The organism is Thermogemmatispora sp. (genome assembly GCF_019683635.1).
Taxonomy (GTDB): domain Bacteria; phylum Chloroflexota; class Ktedonobacteria; order Ktedonobacterales; family Ktedonobacteraceae; genus Thermogemmatispora.
Genome location: NZ_JADGIA010000034.1, coordinates 1 through 23039, shown reverse-complemented (window position 1 = coordinate 23039; position 23039 = coordinate 1). Strand labels below are relative to the sequence as shown.

17 protein-coding genes and 1 pseudogene are annotated in these 23039 nt (G+C 62.1%); 17 read left to right on the top strand and 1 reads right to left on the bottom strand.

Going from position 1 to position 23039, the window contains the following annotated elements; translation table 11 throughout:
- The first annotated feature begins 9 nt into the window (after window positions 1-9).
- The 5 genes from IRZ31_RS06075 to IRZ31_RS06055 all read left to right on the top strand — a co-directional run bounded on the left by IRZ31_RS06075 (window position 10) and on the right by IRZ31_RS06055 (window position 7448).
- Complete coding sequence (locus IRZ31_RS06075; RefSeq protein ID WP_112434198.1) at window positions 10-1059, top strand: ABC transporter permease; 1050 nt, start codon at window positions 10-12, stop codon at window positions 1057-1059.
- A gap of 201 nt (window positions 1060-1260) precedes the next feature.
- Window positions 1261-2247 carry a rhamnose ABC transporter substrate-binding protein gene (rhaS, locus tag IRZ31_RS06070; protein WP_363325641.1) on the top strand — a complete coding sequence of 329 codons (987 nt, stop codon included), beginning with the start codon at window positions 1261-1263 and terminating at the stop codon, window positions 2245-2247.
- A gap of 288 nt (window positions 2248-2535) precedes the next feature.
- Window positions 2536-3717 carry an L-rhamnose isomerase gene (gene rhaI, locus IRZ31_RS06065; protein WP_363325640.1) on the top strand — a complete coding sequence of 394 codons (1182 nt, stop codon included), beginning with the start codon at window positions 2536-2538 and terminating at the stop codon, window positions 3715-3717.
- 97 nt (window positions 3718-3814) lie between these two features.
- On the top strand, window positions 3815-5887 hold the full coding sequence (locus IRZ31_RS06060; RefSeq protein WP_297151009.1) for a bifunctional aldolase/short-chain dehydrogenase: 2073 nt from the start codon (window positions 3815-3817) through the stop codon (window positions 5885-5887).
- A 58-nt stretch (window positions 5888-5945) separates the two neighbouring features.
- Entirely contained in the window at window positions 5946-7448 is a 1503-nt protein-coding gene (locus tag IRZ31_RS06055; protein WP_297151007.1) for a rhamnulokinase, read from the top strand.
- Window positions 7449-7522: 74 nt separating this feature from the next.
- Here the strand turns inward: IRZ31_RS06055 and IRZ31_RS06050 are convergent, their stop codons facing one another.
- Window positions 7523-8485 (bottom strand): alpha/beta hydrolase, encoded by a 963-nt coding sequence (locus IRZ31_RS06050; RefSeq protein ID WP_297151003.1) that lies wholly within the window; start codon window positions 8483-8485, stop codon window positions 7523-7525.
- A gap of 608 nt (window positions 8486-9093) precedes the next feature.
- Here IRZ31_RS06050 and mraZ point away from each other — a divergent pair.
- The 12 genes and pseudogenes from mraZ to IRZ31_RS05990 all read left to right on the top strand — a co-directional run.
- Window positions 9094-9501, top strand: a complete 408-nt coding sequence (gene mraZ / locus IRZ31_RS06045) for a division/cell wall cluster transcriptional repressor MraZ (RefSeq protein WP_297151001.1) — start codon at window positions 9094-9096, stop codon at window positions 9499-9501.
- Between the two features lie 139 nt (window positions 9502-9640).
- Complete coding sequence (gene rsmH, locus IRZ31_RS06040) at window positions 9641-10636, top strand: 16S rRNA (cytosine(1402)-N(4))-methyltransferase RsmH (protein ID WP_297150997.1); 996 nt, start codon at window positions 9641-9643, stop codon at window positions 10634-10636.
- Window positions 10637-10814: 178 nt separating this feature from the next.
- Window positions 10815-11216 carry a hypothetical protein gene (locus tag IRZ31_RS06035; protein WP_297150994.1) on the top strand — a complete coding sequence of 134 codons (402 nt, stop codon included), beginning with the start codon at window positions 10815-10817 and terminating at the stop codon, window positions 11214-11216.
- A 267-nt stretch (window positions 11217-11483) separates the two neighbouring features.
- Entirely contained in the window at window positions 11484-13265 is a 1782-nt protein-coding gene (locus IRZ31_RS06030; RefSeq protein WP_297150991.1) for a penicillin-binding protein 2, read from the top strand.
- Window positions 13266-13294: 29 nt separating this feature from the next.
- Complete coding sequence (locus IRZ31_RS06025) at window positions 13295-13684, top strand: hypothetical protein (protein ID WP_297150988.1); 390 nt, start codon at window positions 13295-13297, stop codon at window positions 13682-13684.
- 187 nt (window positions 13685-13871) lie between these two features.
- Window positions 13872-15500 carry a putative lipid II flippase FtsW gene (ftsW, locus tag IRZ31_RS06020; protein WP_297150985.1) on the top strand — a complete coding sequence of 543 codons (1629 nt, stop codon included), beginning with the start codon at window positions 13872-13874 and terminating at the stop codon, window positions 15498-15500.
- A gap of 285 nt (window positions 15501-15785) precedes the next feature.
- On the top strand, window positions 15786-16940 hold the full coding sequence (murG, locus tag IRZ31_RS06015; protein ID WP_297150982.1) for an undecaprenyldiphospho-muramoylpentapeptide beta-N-acetylglucosaminyltransferase: 1155 nt from the start codon (window positions 15786-15788) through the stop codon (window positions 16938-16940).
- 153 nt (window positions 16941-17093) lie between these two features.
- Window positions 17094-18698, top strand: coding sequence for a UDP-N-acetylmuramate--L-alanine ligase (gene murC / locus IRZ31_RS06010; RefSeq protein ID WP_297150977.1), 1605 nt, complete (start codon window positions 17094-17096; stop codon window positions 18696-18698).
- Window positions 18699-18869: 171 nt separating this feature from the next.
- Window positions 18870-19910, top strand: coding sequence for a UDP-N-acetylmuramate dehydrogenase (gene murB / locus IRZ31_RS06005; protein ID WP_297150975.1), 1041 nt, complete (start codon window positions 18870-18872; stop codon window positions 19908-19910).
- Window positions 19907-21049 (top strand): FtsQ-type POTRA domain-containing protein, encoded by a 1143-nt coding sequence (locus IRZ31_RS06000; protein ID WP_297150972.1) that lies wholly within the window; start codon window positions 19907-19909, stop codon window positions 21047-21049. The genes murB and IRZ31_RS06000 overlap by 4 nt, the downstream gene beginning before the upstream one ends.
- 326 nt (window positions 21050-21375) lie before the next feature.
- Entirely contained in the window at window positions 21376-22611 is a 1236-nt protein-coding gene (ftsA, locus tag IRZ31_RS05995; RefSeq protein ID WP_297150969.1) for a cell division protein FtsA, read from the top strand.
- Between the two features lie 192 nt (window positions 22612-22803).
- Window positions 22804-23039, top strand: a pseudogene (locus IRZ31_RS05990) (cell division protein FtsZ); the annotation flags it as partial.

The following is a 23039-nucleotide window of genomic DNA, read 5'->3' as shown; positions in this document are numbered from 1 at the left end:
CTGGCCTGGATGCGCTCGTGGGAGGCGTTGCTGCTGGTGCTGCTGGTGCTCGCTCTGGCGCTGGGGAGTGCGCTCTCTCCGTATTTCCTGAGCCTGTCCAACTTCTCGCTGCTGATCAGCGATATGATGGAGAAGGCGCTGATGGCCCTGACCATGACGCTGATCGTGATCGCCGGGGAGATCGATCTCTCGGTGGCCTCGATTCTGGGGCTGGCGAGCGTCGTACTCGGCTACACCTGGAGCCACGGCCTGCCACTGGGTCTGGCCATTGCTCTGGTCCTGCTGATTGGCGCCCTCTGCGGCCTCGTCAATGGCCTGGCGGTCACGCGCCTCGGCCTCCCCTCGCTGGTGGTCACGTTGGGCACACTGGCCCTCTTTCGTGGCCTGGCCTATGTGGTCATGGGCGACCAGGCGGTGAGCAATTTCCCGCCAGCCTTCACGAACTTTGGCTTCGGTACGGTGCCGGGTACGCTGATCCCCTGGCCGTTCGTCCTCTTCGTTGCTCTGGCACTGATCTTCTCCTTGCTCTTGCATCGCAGTACGCTGGGCCGGCAGATCTATGCCATTGGCAGCAATAAGGAAGCGGCTCGCTTTGCCGGCATCCGCGTTGATGATATCAAGCTACTGCTCTTTGTCCTCTCGGGCCTGGTGGCGGCCCTGGCCGGTGTGGTTTTCACGGCGCGCTTCTCCAACGCGCGTGCGGATAACGCCCTCGGCTTTGAGTTGGATGTGGTGACGATTGTGTTGCTGGGTGGGGTCAATATCTTCGGCGGCAGCGGCAGTCTGCCCGGCGTGGTGCTCTCGCTCTTGATCATTGGGGTGTTGCGCAACGCCCTGGGCCTGGCGGATATCAGCGGCGATATCCAGAATATTGCCGTGGGCGCGCTGCTCATTCTTTCGGTGTTGGGGCCTAATGTGGTTCGGCGTTTGCAAGAGGCGGCCTCGCGCAGACGCGCGGCTGACAATGGGCCTGCTGGCGGGCTGGCCCGCGGAGCCGCGCTACCTGCGCCTGAAGAGACAGGAGCTGCCCGCGCCCGCGAGCGAGGGCAGCGCCACTAGCCCGGCTGACTGGCCTGATCGGCTGGTCGGGCCCGGCGCTGACTCGACCCTCGCCTGGCATGGTGCCCTGTCTCGGAATAGATGTGCTGGTTGTCATCACCACTACCACACCAGGACGCTCCGCTTGCGGGAGCGTTGGTAAGGAGGAGGAAAACAGTGAAGACGCTGTTGCGTACACTGCTCACCGCTCTGTCTGTGGCAATGCTGCTGATGCTGGCTGCCTGCGGTGGCAGCAGCAGTAGCGGGAGTGGCAGCTCGGGCGGAAGCTCCGCTTCGCTCAATATTGCCTTTCTCCCCAAAGCGATCAACAACCCCTATTTCGATACCGCGGCCAATGGCGCCAAGCAGGCAGCCACAGAGCTGAAGGGGCAGTTCAAGCAGGTTGGCCCGACGGAGAGTAGCGCGGCGGCACAGGTGCCGTTTATTAACACGCTGACAGAGCAGCATGTGAGCGCTATCGTGGTCTCGGCCAACGATCCCAACGCCCTGGCGCCGGCCCTTAAGCGGGCCATGCAGCAGGGGATTAAGGTGGTCAGCTATGACTCGGACGTCGCTCCCGATGCGCGCCAGATCTTTGTGAATCAGGCCAATTCCGAGGATATCGGGCGTATCGAGGTCCAGATTCTGGGGAAGCTGATTAACTACAGCGGCGATATCGCCATCCTCTCGGCGGCCAGCACGGCTACCAACCAGAACACCTGGATCGGGTACATGAAGGATGAGCTAACGAAGCCTCAGTACAAGAACATGCATCTGGTCAAGATTGCATACGGTAATGATGATGACCAGCAAAGTTTCCAGCAGACGCTGGGGCTACTCCAGGCTTATCCCGACCTCAAGGGGATCATTTCACCAACAACGGTAGGGCTGGCCGCGGCGGCGCGCGCGATTGAGTCGGTGGGCAAGGGTGGCAAGGTCATGCTGACTGGCCTGGGGACGCCGAATCTGATGCGCAAGTATGTGAAAGATGGGACGTGCCCGGAGTTCGCCTTGTGGAACCCTGCTGATCTGGGCTACCTGGCCTACTATGCGGCTGCTGCCCTGGTGGAGGGCAAGATTACGGGGAAGCCGGGTGAGAGCTTCAACGCCGGCAAGCTCGGTACGAAGACCATCGGCCCTAATAATGTGGTCCTGCTTGGCCCACCAACGGTCTTTAACAAGGATAACATCGACCAGTTCAACTTCTAGAGCTGCCAAGGGCGTCGCTGCCTCTGGCGGATGCTGACCTGCGGAGTGCACTGCGACGCCCGACCTGGCCTGGAGCCGATGGGGCCGGCCAGCGGCCTGCTGCCTGTGGAGACCAGGCTGTGGCTCGCTGCTCCTGCCTCGGGCCAATTTGTTGCACTCTTGTACCTCTGTTCCAGTGTCCCCATTCAGTGCTGCTATGAACTGCTGTGTAGCGAAGTGAAGGAGGTTCGCTTGAAGCAAGAACAGGATCAGCCGAAGGTGGGCCGCGACCGGCTTGCCAGCGAGGAGCTGGGCTCGGCTGAGCGGCGCAGCGTGCTGGAGGCTATCAAGCGCTTTACGATCGAGACGCCTTCCTGGGGCTACGGCGACTCAGGGACTCGTTTTAAGGTCTTTCACTGGCCTGGGGCGGCCCGCAATTTACGCGAAAAGCTGGCCGATGCGGCCCTGGTCCATCGCCTGACGGGCGTTTGCCCGCGGGTGGCCATTCATATTCCCTGGGATAAAGAAGACGACTGGGAGGCAGTCAAAGCCTATGCTGCCGAGCTGGGCGTTCGCATCGGGGCGGTCAATCCCAATCTCTTTCAGGATGAGGAGTATCGCTTTGGCAGCCTCTGCCATCCTGATCCAGCGGTGCGCCGGCGCGCCGTGCAGCATGTTCTGGAGTGCATCCAGATCGCGCGTGCGGTCGACTCCGATACGATCAGCCTCTGGCTGGCCGATGGAACGAACTATCCCGGCCAGGACGATCTGCGAGCGCGCAAGCACCGTCTGGAGGAGACCCTGGCCGAGATTTACGCAGCCCTGGCGCCTGGTATGCGCCTCTTGATCGAATATAAGTTTTTTGAGCCGGCTTTCTACCATACCGATCTGGCCGATTGGGGAATGGCCTATACCCTGGCGCGCAAGCTGGGACCGCAGGCGCGTGTTCTGGTCGATACCGGGCACCATGCCCAGGGAACCAACCTGGCCCATATTGTGGCTTTTCTTCTTGACGAGGAGATACTCGGCGGCTTCCATTTCAACGATCGGCGCTATGCTGATGATGACCTGATCGTCGGCTCACAGCATCCTTTTGAGCTGTTTCTAGTCTTCAATGAGCTGGTTGCTGCAGCCAGTCAGCCCCAGGCGCCGCGCATTGATTACATGATCGATCAGTCGCATAACATTGAACCCAAGATCGAGGCTATGATTCAGTCGGTGCTCCATATCCAGAGCGCCTACGCCCGCGCCTTGCTCGTCGATCGCCAGCGTCTGAGCGAGGCCCAGGCCGCGGGGGATGTGCTTGGAGCCTATCGGGTGCTGCGGGATGCCTTCGAGACCGATGTTCGTCCTTTGCTAGCGCAGGCGCGCGAGGAGATGGGGCTTGACCCCGACCCCATTGCCGCCTTCCGCCGCAGTGGCTACGCCGACGAGGTGGCGCGAACGCGCCCGGCCAGTAGGAGTGGAGCAAGCGGCTATCCAGGCGCCTGATGCGCCTGATGGCCAGGCGCCAAACAGACAAGCCTGGCCTGTTGCTCTCAGGGCTTATTCTTTGTCTGGTCTGGCTTTGGAAAGGGGAGACAACACTATGCCGCGCAATCTCTGGCGCGATGACGATATTCAAGGGCAAGAAACGGACGAGGTCGCGCTGCTGCTCTACCGCTCGCATCTGCTGGGGCGCGATCGCAGCCTGGCCAACTGGGGCGGTGGCAATACCTCGGTCAAGCTGACTCAGCCGGATTTCCGCGGGCGGCCCACGCACATCATGTGGGTTAAAGGCAGCGGCTCCGACCTGGCAACCATGACAATGGCCGATTTTGTGCCACTGCGCCTGGACGATGTGCTGCCGCTGGAAGAGCGCGAGGCCCTCAGCGATGAGGAGATGGTAGCGTATCTGCTCCATTGTCTTGCCGAGCCGGGGCGTCCACGGCCCTCGATTGAGACCCTGCTGCACGCCTTCTTGCCCTTTGCCCACGTCGACCATACACATCCCGACGCCATTCTGGCCTTTGCTAACGCCCAGAACGGGCGCCGCCTGGCAGAGGAGGTCTTTGGCCGGCGCATGGCCTGGATTCCTTATATTCGTCCAGGCTTCACCCTCGCCAAGCGGGTGGCCCAGGCAGTACGGGCCAACCCCGAGATCGAACTGGTCATTCTCGAAAAGCATGGCCTGGTGACCTGGGGCGAGAGCGCTCGCTCCTGCTACGAGCAGACGCTGCGCGTGGTACAGGAGGCCGAAGACTTTGTCGCTGCCGAGCGTCAGCGCCGTGGGCGGAGAACAGTCCTGATCGGTCAGCCCGGGCTGAGCGCCGCCGAGCGCGAGCAGCTGCTGACAGCCATCCTGCCCGGCCTGCGGGGCCAGCTCAGCCAGCCGCAGCGTATGGTCCTGGCCGTCGACCACAGCGAGGAGGCCCTGACCTTCGCCAGCGCTCCAGAAGCGCGCGAGGTCGCTCGACGTGGCTCTGCCTGCCCCGATCACCTTGTGCACACACGGCACTGGCCGGTCTGGGTCCCCTGGGAGCCAGTCCAGGGGATCGAAGCACTCCAGACTGCCCTGCGCCAGGAGATCACGGCTTTCCGCCGCAACTATCAGCGCTACTTTGAAGAATGTCATCATCCGGGCGACGTCCTGCTGCATGCCAATCCACGCATTGTGGTCGTGCCGCATCTGGGGATCATCGCCAGTGGGCGCGATGCCCAGATGGCCGGAGTCGCCCGTGACCTCTATCAGCGGGCTGTGGCCGTGATGCGCGCCTGTGAAAGCATTGATCGTTTTACTCCGCTCTCCGAGCAGGAAGCCTATGACATCGAGTACTGGCCGCTGGAACTCTACAAACTGACGCGCCGCCCGCCTGAAAAAGAGCTGGCCGGACGCATTGCCCTGGTGACCGGCGGCGGCAGTGGCATCGGGCGCGCCACAGCTCTGCGCCTGGCCGCCGAGGGTGCCCACGTCGCCATTCTTGATCTCAACCCGCAAGGTGCCCAAGAGACCGCCGACGCCATCACCCAGCAGTATGGCCAGGGGCGCGCGCTGGCCTGCCCCTGCGATGTCAGCGACGAAGAACAGGTTGCCACCGCCTTCGCCGCCACCGTGCGCGCCTACGGGGGACTCGATATTGTCGTCAGCAACGCTGGCTTCGCCGCCGCAGCCCCGCTGACCGAAACCCGCCTGCAGGACTGGCGCAAAGTCTTTGATGTGCTTGTTCAGGGCTACTTCCTGGTGGCGCGCGCCGCCTTCCGTCTCTGGCAAGAGCAGGGTATTGGGGGCAGTTTGATCTTCATCACCTCCAAAAATGCCGTTGTGGCCGGCAAAGAGAACAGCGCCTACAGCGCTGCCAAGGCCGCGGAGCAGCATCTCGCACGCTGCCTGGCCGAGGAGGGTGGCCCGCTCGGCGTACGGGTCAATGTGGTCATGCCCGATGCGGTGCTGCGCGGCTCTGGCATCTGGAGCAGCGCCTGGCGCGAGGAGCGGGCCCGCGCCTATGGCATCGCTCCCGAGCAGCTAGAGGACTACTATCGTCAGCGCACTACCCTCAAGGTCAATGTCTTCCCGGAGGACGTTGCCGAGGCTGTGCTCTTTTACGCCTCCGATCGCTCCTCCAAAACCACCGGCAGCGCCCTCACCGTCGATGGAGGCGTCCCAGCTGCCTACCTGCGCTAGTGTCCGGCCAGCCCTGGCCGGAGACTGGCGCAAGAGCGAGCGAGAGAGAGGAACGTGAATGAGCGAGCGCTATCTTGCCGTCGTTGATCTAGGAGCGGAGAGCGGGCGTGTGCATCTGGCGCGCTACGATGGTCAGCGCCTGACCCTGGAGGAGGTCCATCGCTTCGCCAACGGCCCGGTGGCCCTCCGGCGTCATCTCTATTGGAACGTGCTCGCTCTCTGGCAGGAGGTCATCAGCGGCCTGCGTAAAGCACGTCGCCTGGCTGGCAGGCTCGATAGCATCGGCGTCGATACCTGGGGCGTCGACTACGCCCTACTCGATGATCAGGGCTTGCTGCTGGGCCTTCCCTTCCACTACCGCGACCGGCGTACCGAGGGCCTCATGGAGGAGGTCTTTGCGCGGGTTCCGCGCGAGGAAATCTACGCCCAAACGGGCATCCAATTCATGCCGATCAACACCCTCTACCAGCTCCTGGCTCACCAGCGAGAACAGCCGCATGTACTGGAAACCGCAACGCATCTGCTGCTGATGCCCGACCTCTTCCATTACTGGCTTAGCGGCGAGCGCCTCTGTGAATATACCAATGCCACCACAACCCAATGTTGGTCGGTTCCACAAGGGACCTGGGCCAGCGACCTCCTGGCCAGGCTTGGCCTGCCGACGCACTTTCTGCCACCAGTGGTGGCGCCCGGCACCCCGCTCGGCAAAGTCCAGGGCGAGCTGGCTGAAGATCTGGGGCGGGACGTGCTGGTTATTGCCCCAGCAACCCACGACACTGCCGCCGCCGTGGCTGGTATCCCCATGCGCGCCAGTCCGCGCGACCGTGCCTATATCAGTTCCGGCACCTGGTCCCTGGTGGGCCTCGAACTGCCTCAGCCCCAGATTGCCCAGGGCAGTGCCAGCAACTTCACCAACGAAGGCGGTATCTTTGGCACCATCCGCTTTCTGCGCAATGTCATGGGCCTCTGGCTGCTCCAGGAATGCCGCCGCAGCTGGCAGGAGGGCGGGCAATCCTTCAGCTATGAGCAACTGCTGACCCTGGCCGAAGGAGCGCCAGCCTGGGCCGCTCTCTTCGATCCTGACCATCCCCTCTTTCTCCCGCCGGGCGACATGCCGACACGCATCCGCGAGCAGCTCAGCGCCCACGGCCAGCCTGTTCCTGCCGCCGAAGACATTCCGGCCCTCGTACGCGCCATTCTCGACAGCCTCATCCTGCGCTATCGTCAGGTGTTGGAGCTGGCCGCCAGCATCACCGGCAGCGCGCTCCAGACCATTCACATCGTTGGCGGCGGCGCGCAAAACCGCTGGCTCAACCAGGGCCTGGCCGACGCCACCGGCCTGGTCGTCATCGCAGGTCCCATCGAGGCCACTGCCCAGGGCAACGCCCTGCTCCAGCTTGTCGGCCTCGGCGAACTGCGCTCCCTGGAAGAAGTGCGCACCCTGGCCGCCCGCTCCACGGTCACCCAGACCTTTCTTCCCGACCCAGAACGGCGAGCCGCCTGGGATGAGGCTTATGCCCGCTTCACCACACTCTTTCCTCTGACCCGCCCTCTCCAGTAGTCGCAGGGATGCCAGGCGAGCAGGTTGGCAGTTGCGCGCCTGGCATCCCCGTCTCCTGCCTGGCTCCCATCAAGTCAAGAGGAGGCAGAGGTCTGCGTGGCAGCCTCCGACCCAAAGGCTTGACGTAGCGCCTGACAGCATTCAGCGATCGCCTCCTGCGTCTGCTGCAGGGGGATAGGCGGCGTCAGGAAGCCGTGAATCATACCCTCATAGCGGTGAATCGTCACCGCTACCCCGGCCTGGCGCAGACGCTCGCCGTAAAGCTCGCCCTCGTCGCGCAGCGGATCATATTCAGCAGTAATCACCAATGCCGGCGGTAGCCCGCTCAGATCCTCGCGCAGCATCGGCGAGACCCGCGGATCACGCGCCTCCTCCGGACTATTCAAGTAGTGATTGGCGAACCACAGCATGTCATCGAGCGTCAGACTATAGCCTTGAGCGTTCTCTCGACGCGATGCCGTATCCGCCGTAAAGTCCGTCGCCGGGTAAATCAATAGCTGAAAGACCAGTGGCGGCCCCCCACGCTCGCGGGCCAGGTGCGTCACCACCGCTGTGAGGTTACCACCGGCGCTATCGCCCCCGACGGCCAGGCGCTGGGCATCCCCGTTCAGCTCTGCCGCATGCTCGGCCACCCAGCGCGTTGCCGCATAGCAGTCCTCGGGAGCCGCTGGAAACTTGTGCTCAGGCGCCAGCCGATAGTCGACCGAGACCACCACGCAGCCAGCACCATTGGTCAGACTGCGACAGAGGCCATCATGCGTATCGAGATTGCAGATCACCCAGCCGCCACCGTGGAAGAAGACCAGCAATGGGAACGGACCAGCGCCCGCAGGAGTATAGACACGGATAGGGATCTCCCCTGCCGGGCCAGGAATGCGCCGATCCTCAACGCGAGCCACCGGCTCCTTAACCTGGGCCGTAGCTAGCTGGGCCGCGATGGCCTCGCGCGCCACCTGGGGGTTCAAAGCACTGATTGGCGGCACATTCATGGCCGCCAGCCCATCGAGATAGACGCGCAAATTTGGATCGAGAGGCATACAGCAGCCTCCTGCCTTTCTCTAGGAAGTCTCTCGCCCACTTGCTTGTAAGCTGACTCTGGCCTGAATCAATGAGAAGCAGAGCAGCGCACAAGCAACAGCAGCAGTATCATCATAGCTCATCATGGCGGGCGAGGCAAATCCAATATCAGACCAGTCGTCTCTGGCAAGCGGACATGGTTGTGGGAAGCCAAGGATCTGACGACGTTTCTCCATTCCAAGACCGGCAAGGGTCGATGATGAGCCGCCGGCTCAGAAAACCAGGAAAAGGCAAGAACCAGTTGGGAAGGTGCTCTCGTGTGGGGAGTTTGATCGATGGATCTAAGACATTTTAGGTAATAATTGTTCTTATGTTAAAGAGCACAATGAATGTAACAGTAGTACTGTGACATTGTAGCTGACTGCACGTCTGAAGTTATCCACAAGTTATCCACTTGAGGAGGGCCAAATTGGTGGATAACACTCTTTTCGCCTCCCCCGGATTACTGTATAATGTAGTGGGGAGAAGTGGGGGAAAGTGGTGAATCCTGGCGCTGCAGCCCAGGCTGGCAGAGCCGGCCCTTCCGCTGGGAGGAAGGCAGCTCCTCGTTGCAGGATAGAGGACGCACATGTTTCTTGGTGAATATGAGCATACGATTGACTCGAAAGGGCGCATGGCCGTGCCAGCGCGTTTTCGGGTCCAGATGGGGCGAGGAGCCGTGATCAGTAAGGGGATGGGGACCTGCCTGTCGGTTTATCCGATGCAACGCTGGGAAGAAAAATCGGCGGAGCTGGTGGCGGGCAAGAATAGCGATGAACTGCGCGACTTTGAGCGTCGCATCTATCCCAGCGCCAGCGAAGTCGAGCTAGATGCTCAGGGACGGATTGTGATCCCGGCCAAGCTGCGAGCCTATGCCAGGCTTGGCACGGAAGTTACCGTGGCCGGCGTGCGAGATCACTTTGAAATTTGGGATCGCGCCATCTGGCGAGCCTATCAAGAGAAGCTGGAAGCCGAGGGGGGCAAAATTCCTTTTTAGCTTATTGATGGGGGGTGGCAAGTGGATAGCGGGTATGGCAGCTAGCTGATGGCTGCGGCGGCCAGCGTTGCACGCTGGGGAGAGTCTCCTGTCGCAGAGCGCTCGGCAGCGCGTACCAAGCGGTTTAAGCGAGTGGAATATGGAATTAAGGCATATGCCGGTGCTGCTGGAAGAGGTGGTACGGTTTCTGCAGCCGCAAGCGGGCGGTCATTATATTGATGGGACATTAGGTGATGGTGGCCATACAGAGGCGATTCTTGAGCGTTCGGCTCCCGATGGCAGAGTTCTGGGTATCGATCTTGACCCCGAGGCGCTGGACCGTGTAGCACAGCGCCTCTCCAGGTATGTGAAAAGTGGACGCCTGCTTTTGGCGCAAGGCAACTTTGCCGACCTCGAACGCATCGCTGCAGCGCACGCTTTTGGGCCGGTCCAGGGGATACTCCTCGACCTGGGGTTCTCGTCTCTGCAGCTGTCGGACCCGCGGCGCGGCCTCTCTTTTGCTGTGGAAGGACCCCTGGATATGCGGTTCGACCCGGCGCAGTCGCTCTCCGCTGCCGATCTTGTGAACCAGGCTGATGAGCAGGAACTGGCCGACATCTTTTATCGCTATGGCGAAGAGCGCCATGCCCGCCAGATCGCCCGGCGCATCGTGCGTGAACGTGAGCAGGCGCCCATCACCAGTACACGTCGGCTGGCTGAAATTGTGACAGCGGCCATCGCTGCCGCGCGTCAAAGGCCCCCCCGCGATGGCATCCATCCAGCGACGCGCGTCTTTATGGCTCTGCGTATCGCCGTCAACCGCGAGCTGGAGAATCTGGAGCGAGCCTTGCCGCAGATGCTGAATCTGCTCAGCCGTGGCAGTGGCGCCTCGGGCGAGCGTGGCCTGGCGGGCAGGATGGTCGTGATTGCTTTTCATTCGCTGGAAGATCGCATTGTGAAAGATTTTATGAAGCGCGAGGCGACGGACTGCCTCTGTCCCCCACGGACGCCTGTCTGCGTCTGTGGCCATCGCGCGCGGCTACGCCTGCTTACTCCCAAGCCGGTTTGGCCAACGGCTGAGGAGGTCAGCGCTAACCCGCGCTCGCGTAGCGCCCGCCTGCGCGCTGCCGAACGCCTGGCAGACTCACCTGCCTGAGCTCCTGCTCAACGAGGCGGCTGGCCGATGTGATCGGCCTCCTTCTGCTGATGTTGGCTCTGGGCCAGCCTCGCTAGCGAGCCGCTGCAGGGGCGAGGCGGAGCGCAACAGAGTGCGCATCGCGGCGAGATGCGAACAGAAGCAAGCGAGAGCGGGAGAAGAGAAAGAAGGTCCAGCCATGCATTACGCTAGTAGTGGACAGAAAAAGGCTCCCACGCGGCCCATTGTGGCCGCGCGGCGCCGCCGTCAGCTGCATCCCTTCTTTTTCCAGATGGGGCCGGTGGCGCTGACCATCAGCAGTGTTCTGCTGATCGCCCTGATGGCTCTGCTCTACCTGTCGCAGCTGAGCCAGGCGCTCAATGTGAACCAGCAGATTCAGGATTACCAGGCGAAGCAGGCGGTTTTGCAGCGGCAGAATCAGGACCTGGTCAATACCCTGGCGCAGGAGCAGTCGCCGGCATATATTGCTGCCCACGCCCAGGCTCAGGGGCTGGTTCCTGCCGACCCGAAGGCTGTTGAAGTGCTGGAGGTGCCCGGTTTGCAATCTGTCCCCGATCAGCAATCGGGAGCAGCCCCCTGATGCAGTGTCCCATCTCCGTCTGTGAGTCAGTGAACGCGTGAGTGGGTGGGCAGCCTGCAAGAGCGGCCTCTGGATCGCTGCCTGGCAACCAATCAGCCAGACGAATGGCTAAGCGACAGGCAGCTGGTGAATGGGCGAGGGCCTGGCCGGCAGCCAGCCCGGGCCAGAGGTCCAGGGTAGGGGCCTGCCGGGCTAGCCAGCGCGATGGATGAAGGAAGCGACATGAAGAAGACGAGGAGAAGCATTCTGCCAGGGGGAGGAGGTTAGATGAGCACGGAGGTTCGCCGCGCGCGCGCCCGGCAAATGCTCATCTTCTTGCTGGTCTGCGTTGGCATGTTTGCCTTGCTCGGACGACTCTACTACTGGCAGATCGTCGAGGCCTACAGTGGTCACAAGCTAGCGCTACTGGCCAGCCAGGAGCATATCCATGATCAGGTTCTGACCGCTGCTCGCGGCCTGATCTACGATGCCAATGGCCTGGTGCTCGTAACCAATGTGGTGCGCGACGACGTCTATATCGAGCCGGTTCAGTTCTCCGAGGACCACCCCGATGATCTGCAGGAGGCCCTCTCTCAAACCCTGACGGCTCTTCATAGCGTGCTGCCCGCGCTCTCCGTCGCCGAGACTCGCCGCGCCTTTATGGAGGCGCTCAGCGCCAATCGCTGGTCACTGCTCATCGCTCACGCGATCACCCCACAACAGAGTGAGCGCCTGCGCGAACTGGCCCTGCCCGCGGTCTTCCTGGCCCCTCAGACTGAGCGCATCTATCCCCAGGGCGATCTCGCCGCCCAGGTACTCGGCTATGTGGGCTACGTCGGCGGCAGCTCGTCCCCGCAGGGCGTCTATGGAATCGAGGCTCAATATAATAGCCTGCTCGCCGGCAAGCCGGGCAATCTGACCGCTGAGCGCGATCTCTATGGTAATCCTTTGGTGGTCGGCGCCAGCTCGGAAGAGCCACCCGTGCCCGGCGCCAATCTGACTTTGACTATCGATAGTACCATCCAGTACTTTGTGCAGACTCAGCTGGCCGCTACGGTCAAGCAGCTCGGCGCTCAGGGCGGCACGGTGGTGGTGCTCAATGCCCAAACCGGAGCCGTGGTGGCAATGGCCGGCTATCCAGACTACGATCCAAATCAGTACGGACGCTATGCCGACCAGACTGGCTGTCTCCACAGTGAGGAGGTCTATCTGAATCCAGCCCTCTACTGCGCCTATGAACCTGGTTCGACTTTGAAGGCCGTGACGATGGCGGCAGCCCTCGATCAGGGCCTGATTACGCCCGATACAACCATCTATGATCGTGGCTATCTGACGTTCAACGATGGGACGCCAATGGTGACTAACTGGCAGAACCAGGCCTGGGGACGCGAGACGATGACCGAGGTGCTGGTGCATTCGGCCAATGTCGGGGCCGCTTATGTGGCCCATGACCTGCTCGGTCCCACTCGCTATTATCCCTACCTGGCTCGCTTCGGCTTCGGTCAGCGCACCGGTATCGATAGCCCCGAGGCCACTGGCTTCTATCGCCAGCCCGGCTCGCCAGGCTGGACACCCAGCGATCTGGCGCGCCAGGCCTTCGGTCAGAGCATTCTGGCAACGCCCTTGCAGGTCGCTCTGGCCTACCAGGCCATCGCTAACGACGGCGTGATGATGCGCCCCTACCTGGTCTCCGCTATCGATGCCAATGGCCATGTGACCAGAATCCAGCCCCAGGTCGTGCGCCGTGTCATTAGCAGCAAGGCGGCCCGTGAGTTGACCAGTATGCTGGAGGTGGCGGCGATCGATGGCTCCGCTCAGCGCGCCCTCGTCCCGGGCTATACGGTCGCCGCAAAAACCGGCACCGCCACCACGCAGGGGATCTCAGAGGATCAAACTGAGGCTTCGGTCGCGGGCTTCTTACCCGCCTCCCATCCCCGCTTCGTGATTCTGGTGAAGCTGGATCGCCCCCAGGCCAGTATCTACGGTGGTACTGCCGCTGCTCCTCTGTGGAAGGCAATCGCACAGGAGCTGATGTGGTACTACCATGTCCCACCCGATCAGTCGCAGTGATTTCTTTCTGGTACTATAAAAGGTGCGAAATGGAATTGCAGGATCAGAGGCAAGAGCGTGACGATCTTGATTTACAAACACAGGCGCAGCGGCTGGAGGAGCTTGAGCTGAGTGAAACCTGGCGACAGTTGTTGGGGCTGGAGGGCCGATCTGGGCAGCAGGAGAAGGCGGAAGAGCCGGCTCCCACTGAGCCGGTGATGATCGAGCCGCTCCCCAATGATCCCTGGAGCGAGCTGGTACAGACCCGGGGCACTGAGGTCATCGATCTGCAGCGCCTGCATGCCAGCCATGAGCCACTCAGCGAGCAAGATGTGGAGCAGGCTCTCCAGGCGATACAGGAGCAGCCGATCCAGTCAACGCAGAATCAGGCTCAGGCCCGTGGAACCGATGGCCAGCCGATGGGAGAAGAGAAGAGCTAAAAAGGCTAGACGAGACAAGAGTGCTGACCGCCTTGTCCATCTGTCGCCCTCAGTCCCTGGCTGATCGCCTGGAGGCTGGCGAGCGACGGCCCTCTGGGCTACGGGCGCTACAGCAGGCCAGGCCGGCTCACTGCAGTGACCTCTGTTGTTTTCAATGCTATAACAATCAAGAAAATAGAGTATTAAAATGCCTGATGAGCGTCAGCGACAAGCTCGACAAGCAAGGCCCGGCAATCAGGAGGGGCGACGCAAGGCACTGCCTCACCTGCGCTCGCCAGCGCTGGAGGCCCTGGCCAGGGGAGACGGCTCCGGGCAAGGCCAGAGCGAGCGCGGCAAGAAGGGGAAGCCGGCAGGTCGATCTCCGCGTAAGCCGGTCTCCAGCCAGGCTTATCTCGCCGCCGAGGAACAGCTGAAGGTGCCCTCGCTGGCACGCAAGAGGCTGCCAGCGCGAGCCGTCAGGCTACTGGATGGTGTGCTGGACCGCGTAGAGCAGGCGGCGCCAGCGCCGGCGCCGGCCCGCCCTCAGCGCAGCGGCTTAACTGCTGGCTGGCGCCGGCGGCTGCTGGCTGAAGAAGAGAGCGCCACCGCGACCGCGACGCCGCCGGAGCTCAGTGAGGAAGAGCAGCGCCGTCTGGAGGAGCTGGAGATGCGCCTGCCGCGCGTCGCCGGCAAGATCGACCACTGGCTGCTCATTGTGGTCCTGGCCCTGCTCTGCTTTGGCCTGGTCATGGTCTACAGTGCCAGCTCGTTCATCTCTGCCAGCCTCTACGGCGATGCTTCCTACATTTTTCAGCGTGAGCTGTTGTGGGCAGTGCTCGGCGTCATCGCCATGCTGGTGACCATGCATATCGACTATCGGCTCTGGCGCCGCTTCTCGCTGATCGGCATGCTGCTTGCTCTGGCCCTGCTGGTCCTGGTTTTGAAGTTCGGGACAAGCGCCTATGGGGCCACGCGCTGGCTGACATTTGGCTCGTTCATCTCGTTCCAGCCTAGCGAGCTGGTCAAGCTGGTGCTCGCCCTCTACATCGCAGACTGGCTGGCGCGCAAAGGAAAACAGGTCAGAACCTTCCTCTATGGCCTGGCGCCGTTCGTGATCCTTGTAGGGGTAGTGCTCGGGCTGGTCTTGCTGGAAAAAGATATGGGCACTGCGGTGATTATCGCTGTTGCGGCGACGGCGATGTTTTTCTCCGCTGGCGCCAACATCGCCCAGCTCCTGCTGGCCCTGGCCTGTGGCGGCCTGGTCTTTCTCACCCAGGCCTTCAGGGGATATCGCTATTTCCGCCTGCTTGGCTTCCTGAACCCGTTCCGCGATGTGACCGGGATCAACTTGCAGCTCTATCAGTCGCTGCTCGCGCTCGGCTCGGGAGGATGGTTCGGCCTCGGCCTGGGGGCGAGCCGACAGAAGACCGGCTATCTGCCGCTACCCTATATTGATTCTATTTTTGCCATTATTGGCGAGGAATTAGGCTTTATCGGCTGCGTCACGGTGATGCTGCTCTTCCTGTGGCTGGCTTTTCGAGGCTTTCGCCTGGCACGGCGCACGCCAGATCTCTATGGCTCGCTGCTTGCCACGGGAATCACCACCTGGCTCGTAGTGCAGGCCATGATCAATATTGGCTCTAGCACGGCCTCGATCCCCTACACCGGCGTACCGCTGCCGTTCATCAGCTTCGGCGGCTCCTCGCTGGTGGTCTCGATGGCAGCGGTCGGCGTCCTGCTGAATATCTCGCGCTATGTCCAGGAGCCGGATGACCCGCTCTTCTCGCGGCGCACGCTAGAACTGCGTCTGAAGCGCAGTCGCCAGCGTGCCAGCTGAGCGACTGGGGTCATCGCTGACTGAATGCTCGTTGAGGAGGAGACTGCAAGGTCTCATCTCCTTGTGGTCGCGAGCGGCTTTTGAATGGTCAACACAGGTCATGCTCTTTTTGTTGATGAAAGAAAAAGCGAGGATACTCTCGCGTGACTCTATCAAAATGATGCCGCCGGGGGTGGAAACCAGTAGCGTGTCGGGGGCCTGGCCCGCATGGAGATCGGTGCCAGGCCGGCCTGCTGATGGCTAGCTTCTCCGGCGAGAAACTTTTCTTCTTCTGGTAGGCAGTGTATGAGGATACTGGTCTCGGGCGGCGGCACCGGCGGGCATATCTATCCTGCACTGGCGGTGGCGACGCAGCTACAGCGAACTTTTCAGGCGGAGATCCTTTATTTGGGAAGCGATGATGGACTGGAGGCCGAACTGGCTCCAGCTGCCGGTTTGCCTTTCGTAACCGTCAAGGCGGGCAAGCTGGCGCGCTATGTCTCCTGGCGCACAGTCACGGGGCTGGCACGTGTTCCCGTGGGTATTGTGCAGGCGATCGGCGTGGTGCGTCGCTTCCGCCCGCAGGTAGTCTTTACCAGCGGCGGCTATGTGGCTGTGCCGGCTGGTCTGGCCGCCTGGCTGCATCGTGTGCCTTTGCTGATGCATCAGCAAGACGTGCCTGCGAACCTGTCAAATCGCTTATTAGCGCCGCTGGCGACATGTATCTCGCTGGCCTTTGAAGATTCGCGGGTCTATTTCCCGGCGCGCAAGACCCTCCATGTGGGCAACCCGGTGCGCCAGGCGATCCTGGACGTGCGCCGGGTGTCGGTCGAGCAGGCTCGTCAACAACTGGGCCTCGACCCGCTCTGTCCGCTGCTGCTGGTGACCGGCGGCAGTCAGGGGGCGCGCCACCTGAATCAGGTTACCTGTCGGGCCTTGCCCGCCCTTCTGGAGCGCTGCCAGGTCTTGCACATCAGCGGGAAAAAGCTCTTCCAGGAGACGGAGACCCTGGCCCAGCGCACACTGGCAGCGCTTACCGAGGGACAGAGGGGACGCTACCGTCTGGTACCCTATCTGGATGAAGAAATGGCCCTGGCCCTGCAAGCGGCGGATGTAGTGGTCTGCCGCGCCGGAGCGGCCACCCTCAGCGAGCTGGCGATCTTGGGTAAGCCGAGCATCCTGGTGCCGCTACCCCCAGCAATCGGCTCCTCGCCCCAGGAGGCCAATGCGGCCATGTTCGGGCGTCGTCGAGCGGCGCTGGTAGTGCGCAACGACGATCTCACGCCCCAGGTGCTGGCCGGCCACGTCGAGACTTTGCTGACCAACCCGACCTATCGTGAGGCAATGGTACGGGCGGTCAGCTCCCTGGCGCGGCCAGATGCAACCGAGGCCATCGCCGAGGCAGTGGCTCGTCTGGCAGGCGTGGCTCCCATGCGCGAGGAGCAGGCCAGCCTCTGTTGAAGCCAGGAGCCAGGGCTAATTGAACCAGAGCGGGCGAGCTGGCGAAACACTAACCAACGTGCGGGCCATCCTCCCGCCCCGCTGTGACACTTATTGACAACCTACCGTCTAAAGAGACAGGCTGCGATGGAGAGAGCAGAGAGAAAGCCGACGATGAATACCGAGTCCGAAGCGATCGCGCAAGACCGGCAGGCCGAGCTGCGTGCTCTGCTGAGCAGGCGCTTACATTTCATGGGGATTGGGGGTCAGGGCATTTCGGCGCTGGCGCGCCTGGCGCAGACCACTGGGGCCACGGTCAGCGGCTGCGATCGGACCCCATCGGCGACCACCCGCGAGCTGGCCGCTGCAGGGATCAACGTGACCATCGGTCACAGCGCGCAGCATCTGCAAGGGCAGGAGGCGCTCATCATTACGCCCGCTGTGCTGGCTGTGGAGCCGGATCACAAGGAGCTGGTCGCTGCCCGGCAGCAGGGCCTGCCTGTGGTGACCTGGCAGGAGCTGCTAGGCGCTCTCACCCGCGATTACTGCCTGCTCTCGGTTTGTGGCGTCCACGGCAAGGGGACGACCACCTCCCTGCTGGCCCTGATGCTGATCGAGGGCGGGCTTGATCCCACCTGCGTCATCGGCGCGGTGGTACCGGCCTTGGGGGCCAACTATCGCCTGGGCCAGAGCCACTTTTTCGTCAACGAGGCCGACGAGTTCAACCATAACTTCTGGCACTACCATCCGCGTCTGACCGTCGTTACCTCGATTGAATATGAGCACCCTGAATTCTTTGCTGACTATGAGGCATTTTTGCAGGCTTTCACACACTTCATCCAGGGCATGGATCTGAGCGAGCGCTGGCCGCTGCCTCCTACCCTGGTCATGAACGCCGACAGCCCCGGCTGCCTGGAGCTGCGCGCGCGCCTGGGCCACTGGGCGGGTCGCACCATCTTCTATACCGTGGCCGCCGAAGCCATACGAGAAAAGGCTGAGCAGCTAACGTCTATTACAGTTAAAGGAGAAAGCCCCCTACTTTTCGAGGCCCATGATCTAAAGCTGGAAGGAGAAACCAGCTTTCGAGTGCGCTTGTATGCCGAAGGAAGCCGAGGCGCTGCCAGTCAGGCGCGCTCCCTCTTTGGGGGAGAGAAGATCGCCTTGCACGTACCTGGCCTGCATAATGTGCAGAACGCCCTGGGAGCCATCGCGGCAGCTCAGAGCCTGGGCGTCTCTGAAGAGGCCATCAAACGAGCGCTGGAGGGCTTCCGTGGCAGCAGACGCCGTTTTGAAATACGCCATCAAGGGCCGTTGCTGCTTGCCGGGCGGACATGTGATGTCATCCTCATCGATGACTACGCCCATCATCCCACGGCCATCGCAGCGACACTGGCAGCGGCGCGCCAGCGCTATCCGCAGCGGCGCCTTATCGCTGTCTATCAACCCCATATGTATAGCCGGACGAAAGTCTTCTTTGAACAATTTGTAGAAGCCTTTGATGAGGCCGATGTCGTCGTCATCAGCGACATCTTTCCGGCGCGCGAGCGCGATACAGGCCTCGTTCACGCCCGCGACCTGGCGGTAGCCCTGGCCCAGCGTCCGCGCTTCAGCGGGGAAGGGCGCCAGGTTCTCTACGGAGGCGATCGAGCGCAGACGGAGGCTAAACTGCGCTCCCTCTTAGGCGACGGCGACCTTGTGCTCATCATGGGAGCTGGCGACATCTATCTCGTGACCGAACAGCTGCTAGGAGAAGGTGGCCAGAGTCATCACCAGGGATAAGGGCCTGGCGTAGATAGGGTCGGGAGACAAAGCGGGACAGCCTGGAGCAAAACCAGACACGGAGGGAATGGACCCGGCGCAATCCTGGAGAACGGGGCGAGGTGGATGGGGGTCACCCTTCCTGGCAAATTGATTCAAAACCTGGCAAAAGAATGGAGAATGGAAGCGACAATGACATTTGATGCGGAGAGCGCATACGCCGCGCTCCTGCCACGCTTCGGTAGGCGGCTACGCTTGCATGAGCCGCTGGCACGTCACTGCACCTTTGGAGTTGGAGGCCCGGCAGATCTCTGGCTCTCGCTGGAGACGCGCGACGAGCTGCTGTGGCTCGTACGCCGCTGTCTGGCGGAGCGCTGGCCACTGCTGGTGGTGGGCAATGGCACCAACGTCCTCTTTGGAGATGCAGGTGTGCGCGGCATTGTGGCGCGCATTGCCCTCAGCGATTACCGCCTGGCGGAGCGAGAGGACGGTTCGGCCCTGCTCTACGCGGAGGCCGGCGTCAGCTGGCCGAAGCTGCTCAACGAGCTGGCGGCTCAGGGATGGGGAGGACTGGAGTTTGGCCCTGGTATTCCCGGGACACTGGGAGGGGGCGTGGTCAGCAATGCCGGGGCCCATCAGCGAGATCTGTCGCAGGTGCTCGAATGGGTGGAGGTGCTCGATGTGCGCCCTGCCCTGGCCCTGGCGGAAGGGGAGAGCGCTGAGGAGGGCGAGCCGCTGCTCCGGCGCTACAAGCGTGCTGAGCTGGAGCTAAGCTATCGTCATAGTCGCTTCCGGGCGGGGCGCCAGATCACCTTCGATGAGCGTGGCTATCCACAACCAGCTCCACGCGCGCTCATCGAGCCGGCGGAGATCGTCCTGCTGCTGGCCATTCGCCTGCGGCGTGACGATCCGGGCAAACTGCGCGCCCTGATCGAGGAGTACAGGCAGCATCGCAAGCGGACACAGCCACCGCAGCCGAGCGCTGGCTCGATTTTCAAGAATCCTCCTGGTGACTATGCAGGACGGCTTATCGAGCAAGCCGGCGCTAAAGGCCTCTGCTGTGGACGCGCCTGTATCTCCGAGCGGCATGCCAACTTTATCGTCAACCTGGGAGGTGCGCGCGCAGCAGATATTGCAACCCTGATCAGGGAGGCGCGCCATCGTGTACGAGAGCGGTTCGGCGTGGAGCTGGAGCTGGAGGTCGAACTGCGCGGCGAGTGGGAGATAGCATGACCGAGCATAGAGGAGAGATACGAGAGCAAATAGCTTTTTGGGAAACCAGGCGCGCTGAGCCAGCGAGGGGCGGAGGGGAGCAGCCGCGACAACGGGTGGTGACGACACCTCAAAAGATCGTGCATCCGGCGGGCTGGACGGCGATGGCGGAGCGACGCGCCCAGCAGCGGCGCATGCGCCAGCGCCAGGAAGGTTCCCCTCTCGTAGCGCGCGCTCTCGCTCAGACAGCCGTGCGGGCCTCAAGTGGACAGATGCGGGCCATACGCTCGCCGGTGGCTCGGCCCCGGCCCGGGACCGGGCCTTCGGTCGCGATCCCCCGCAGGAGCAGCCGCCTGCAGGCTCGCCAGCGTCAGCGCTGGCGCAAGCTCCTGGCGGCTCTGCTTGGGTTGGTGCTCGTACCGGCGGGGCTGCTCTTCGCCTTGCTAGGACCCGCCTTTCGCATCCAACAGATTACGGTGGTTGGCACGCACAACCAGGCCCTCATTGCCCAGATTCAACAGCTGGGCCTGCAGGGCCAGAACCTCTTCCTGGTCGATACGGCGGCCCTGAGCAAGCGCATTGCCGCCTTGCCACTGGTGGCCAGTGCCAGCGTCGAGCGCGACTGGCCCGATCGACTGCAGGTCATGGTGAACGAGCGGCAACCGGTGCTGCTCTGGAAGACCGCTCAGGGAAGCTATAGCGTGGACCGCAGCGGCATGGTCCTGGCAGCGGCCACCAGTACCCCCCAGGCCGGCCAGCTCCAGACGGTGATCGATGCGCGTGCGCAGAAGGTCACTGCGGGCATTCGACCTGGCGCGCACCTGGAGGCCGCAGAAGTCACCTTTGCTGTGGAGGTCTTTAAAGAGGTACCCGTATTGACGGGGATTAGCAATTTTACACTACGCTATGAGAGTAAAATATATGTAAGCAATGCCGGCCCTTCCGCGCAGCAGCCGCAGACGGTGAGCCACACCACCTTCGTCATCGTCAGCCCCGCCGGCTGGGTAGCCTATCTTGGAGGGCCGGATGATGTCAACCCGCTGGCCAACCGGTTGCGCGAGTTGCAGCAGATCCTCGTCATGGCGCAGCAGAAGGGGCTTCACCTGGCAACGATCGACCTGCGCTTTGGCCTGAACGTGGCCTACACTCTACAGCCATAGGCAGCAGAAAACGAGCGGGACCGGACGGGCCCGGCCTCACCGCGTAGGCGCCCCTGATCCTGCGGAAGCATGGTCATCTCAAACTGATAACGTCTGTAGTGCGTCTCTGATGGACACGTGGTGCGCAAAGGGGCAGGTAGCAAGGAGGAAAGGGAGCAGCGAGCTGGTAGCGCGGTGAACAGCGAGCTAAGTGAGCGTGGCAATGGGGAGAGGAGAGAGCAGAGGAAGAAAGAGCCGGGGCAGGCGAGGACAGAAGCAAGCAGACAGGAAAGTGAGCGCAGATGCGTGTCCCTAGCTAGCAATGCCGCCCGATGAGGAGCTAGATCGTGCAAGAGCGGGTGATCGTCGGAATCGACGTTGGAACAACAAAGGTCTGTGTTCTCGTTGGCGAACTTGATCGCGACGGGAAGCTGAACATTGTTGGCGTTGGCACCTGCCCTTCACAGGGCTTGCGGCGTGGGGTGGTGGTCAACATAGAGGAGACAGTCACCTCGATCGCTGCAGCAATCGACCGTGCCGAGCGCCTCTCCGGCAAGCATATCACCACGGCCTACGTGGGCATTGCCGGCAGCCATATCGAATCGGAGAACAGCAAAGGCTTCGTTGCTATCACTCCGAGCCATCGCGATATCGTTCAGAATGATATTTGCCGGGCGATTGAAGTGGCGCGGGCGATTGCCATTCCGGCCAATCGCGAGATCATTCACGTCATTCCGCGCGGTTATGTCGTTGATGGGCAGGAGGGCATTAAAAATCCCATTGGCATGTCTGGCTTCCGCCTGGAGGTAGAGACGCATATCGTCACAGGCTCCGTCTCTTCAATCCATAATCTGATTAAATGTGTCCAAAAGGCCCATGTGGAGATTGAGGATCTGGTGCTGGAGCCGCTGGCCTCGGGGGAGGCGGTTCTGGCCGATGGCGAAACTGATCTGGGGGTGGTGCTCGTGGATGTGGGCGGTGGCACCACCGATATTGCCATCTACACTGACGGCGCCATCTGGCATACCGTCGTCTTGCCCATCGGTGGCAACCTGATTACGAGCGATATTGCGATCGGCCTGCGCCTGCCTTTCGCCGTTGCCGAAGAGCTGAAGGTAACGTACGGGCACTGTGATCCTTCGGCTATCGACGACGATGATATGATCGATCTCGCGCAATTCATGCCAGATTGTAACGATCTTGTGCCGCGCAAGCTGCTGGCCGAGATCATCCAGGCGCGTGTTGAAGAACTCTTCGAGATGGTGCATGATGAAATTAAGAAGTCGGGCTACGATGGGCTGCTGCCCGCTGGCCTGGTGCTGACGGGTGGCACTGCCGAGCTTCCGGGTATCCTGGAGCTGGCCGGGCAAATCCTTGATCTGCCGGCGCGCATCGGCGTCCCTCTTGGCCTGCATGGCCTGGCCGACTCGATCTGTCGCCCAGCCTATGCGACCGCTGTCGGCTTGCTGCTCTGGGGCCTGACTCACTCGTCGCTGACATACGACGAAGAGGAGGGGCAGCAGGCTGGTCGCGGCACTATGCTGTCGCGCATCGGGCGCTGGCTACGTTCGTTTATTCCGTAAGTCTTGGGAGCCTGTGAAAGGAGACGAGACCCGGGCCGCGCATCCGGCCCGACCGGCCTGGCTCTGGTCAGGGGCGGTCGGGCGCTGGGGGCAAGGCTGGGGGCGCGAGTGGAGAGAGGGAGGAAATGCGCGGTGAGCGGAGCGAGAGAACTTGTGACAGGCTCGAAAGGGGGCCACGAATATATGGGATCAATGGGACAACATCAGGTTGAAGGCTTCGCCCAGATCCGTGTGATCGGGGTGGGAGGCGGCGGCAGCAACGCGGTCAATCGCATGATTCAGGCCAATATGGTGGGCATCGAGTTCATCGCTGTCAATACCGATGCTCAGGCCCTGCTGTTGACGCAAGCCCCGAAGCATATCCGTATCGGCGATAAGCTGACCCGTGGCCTCGGTGCAGGAGGGAATCCTAGCGTGGGGGCCAAGGC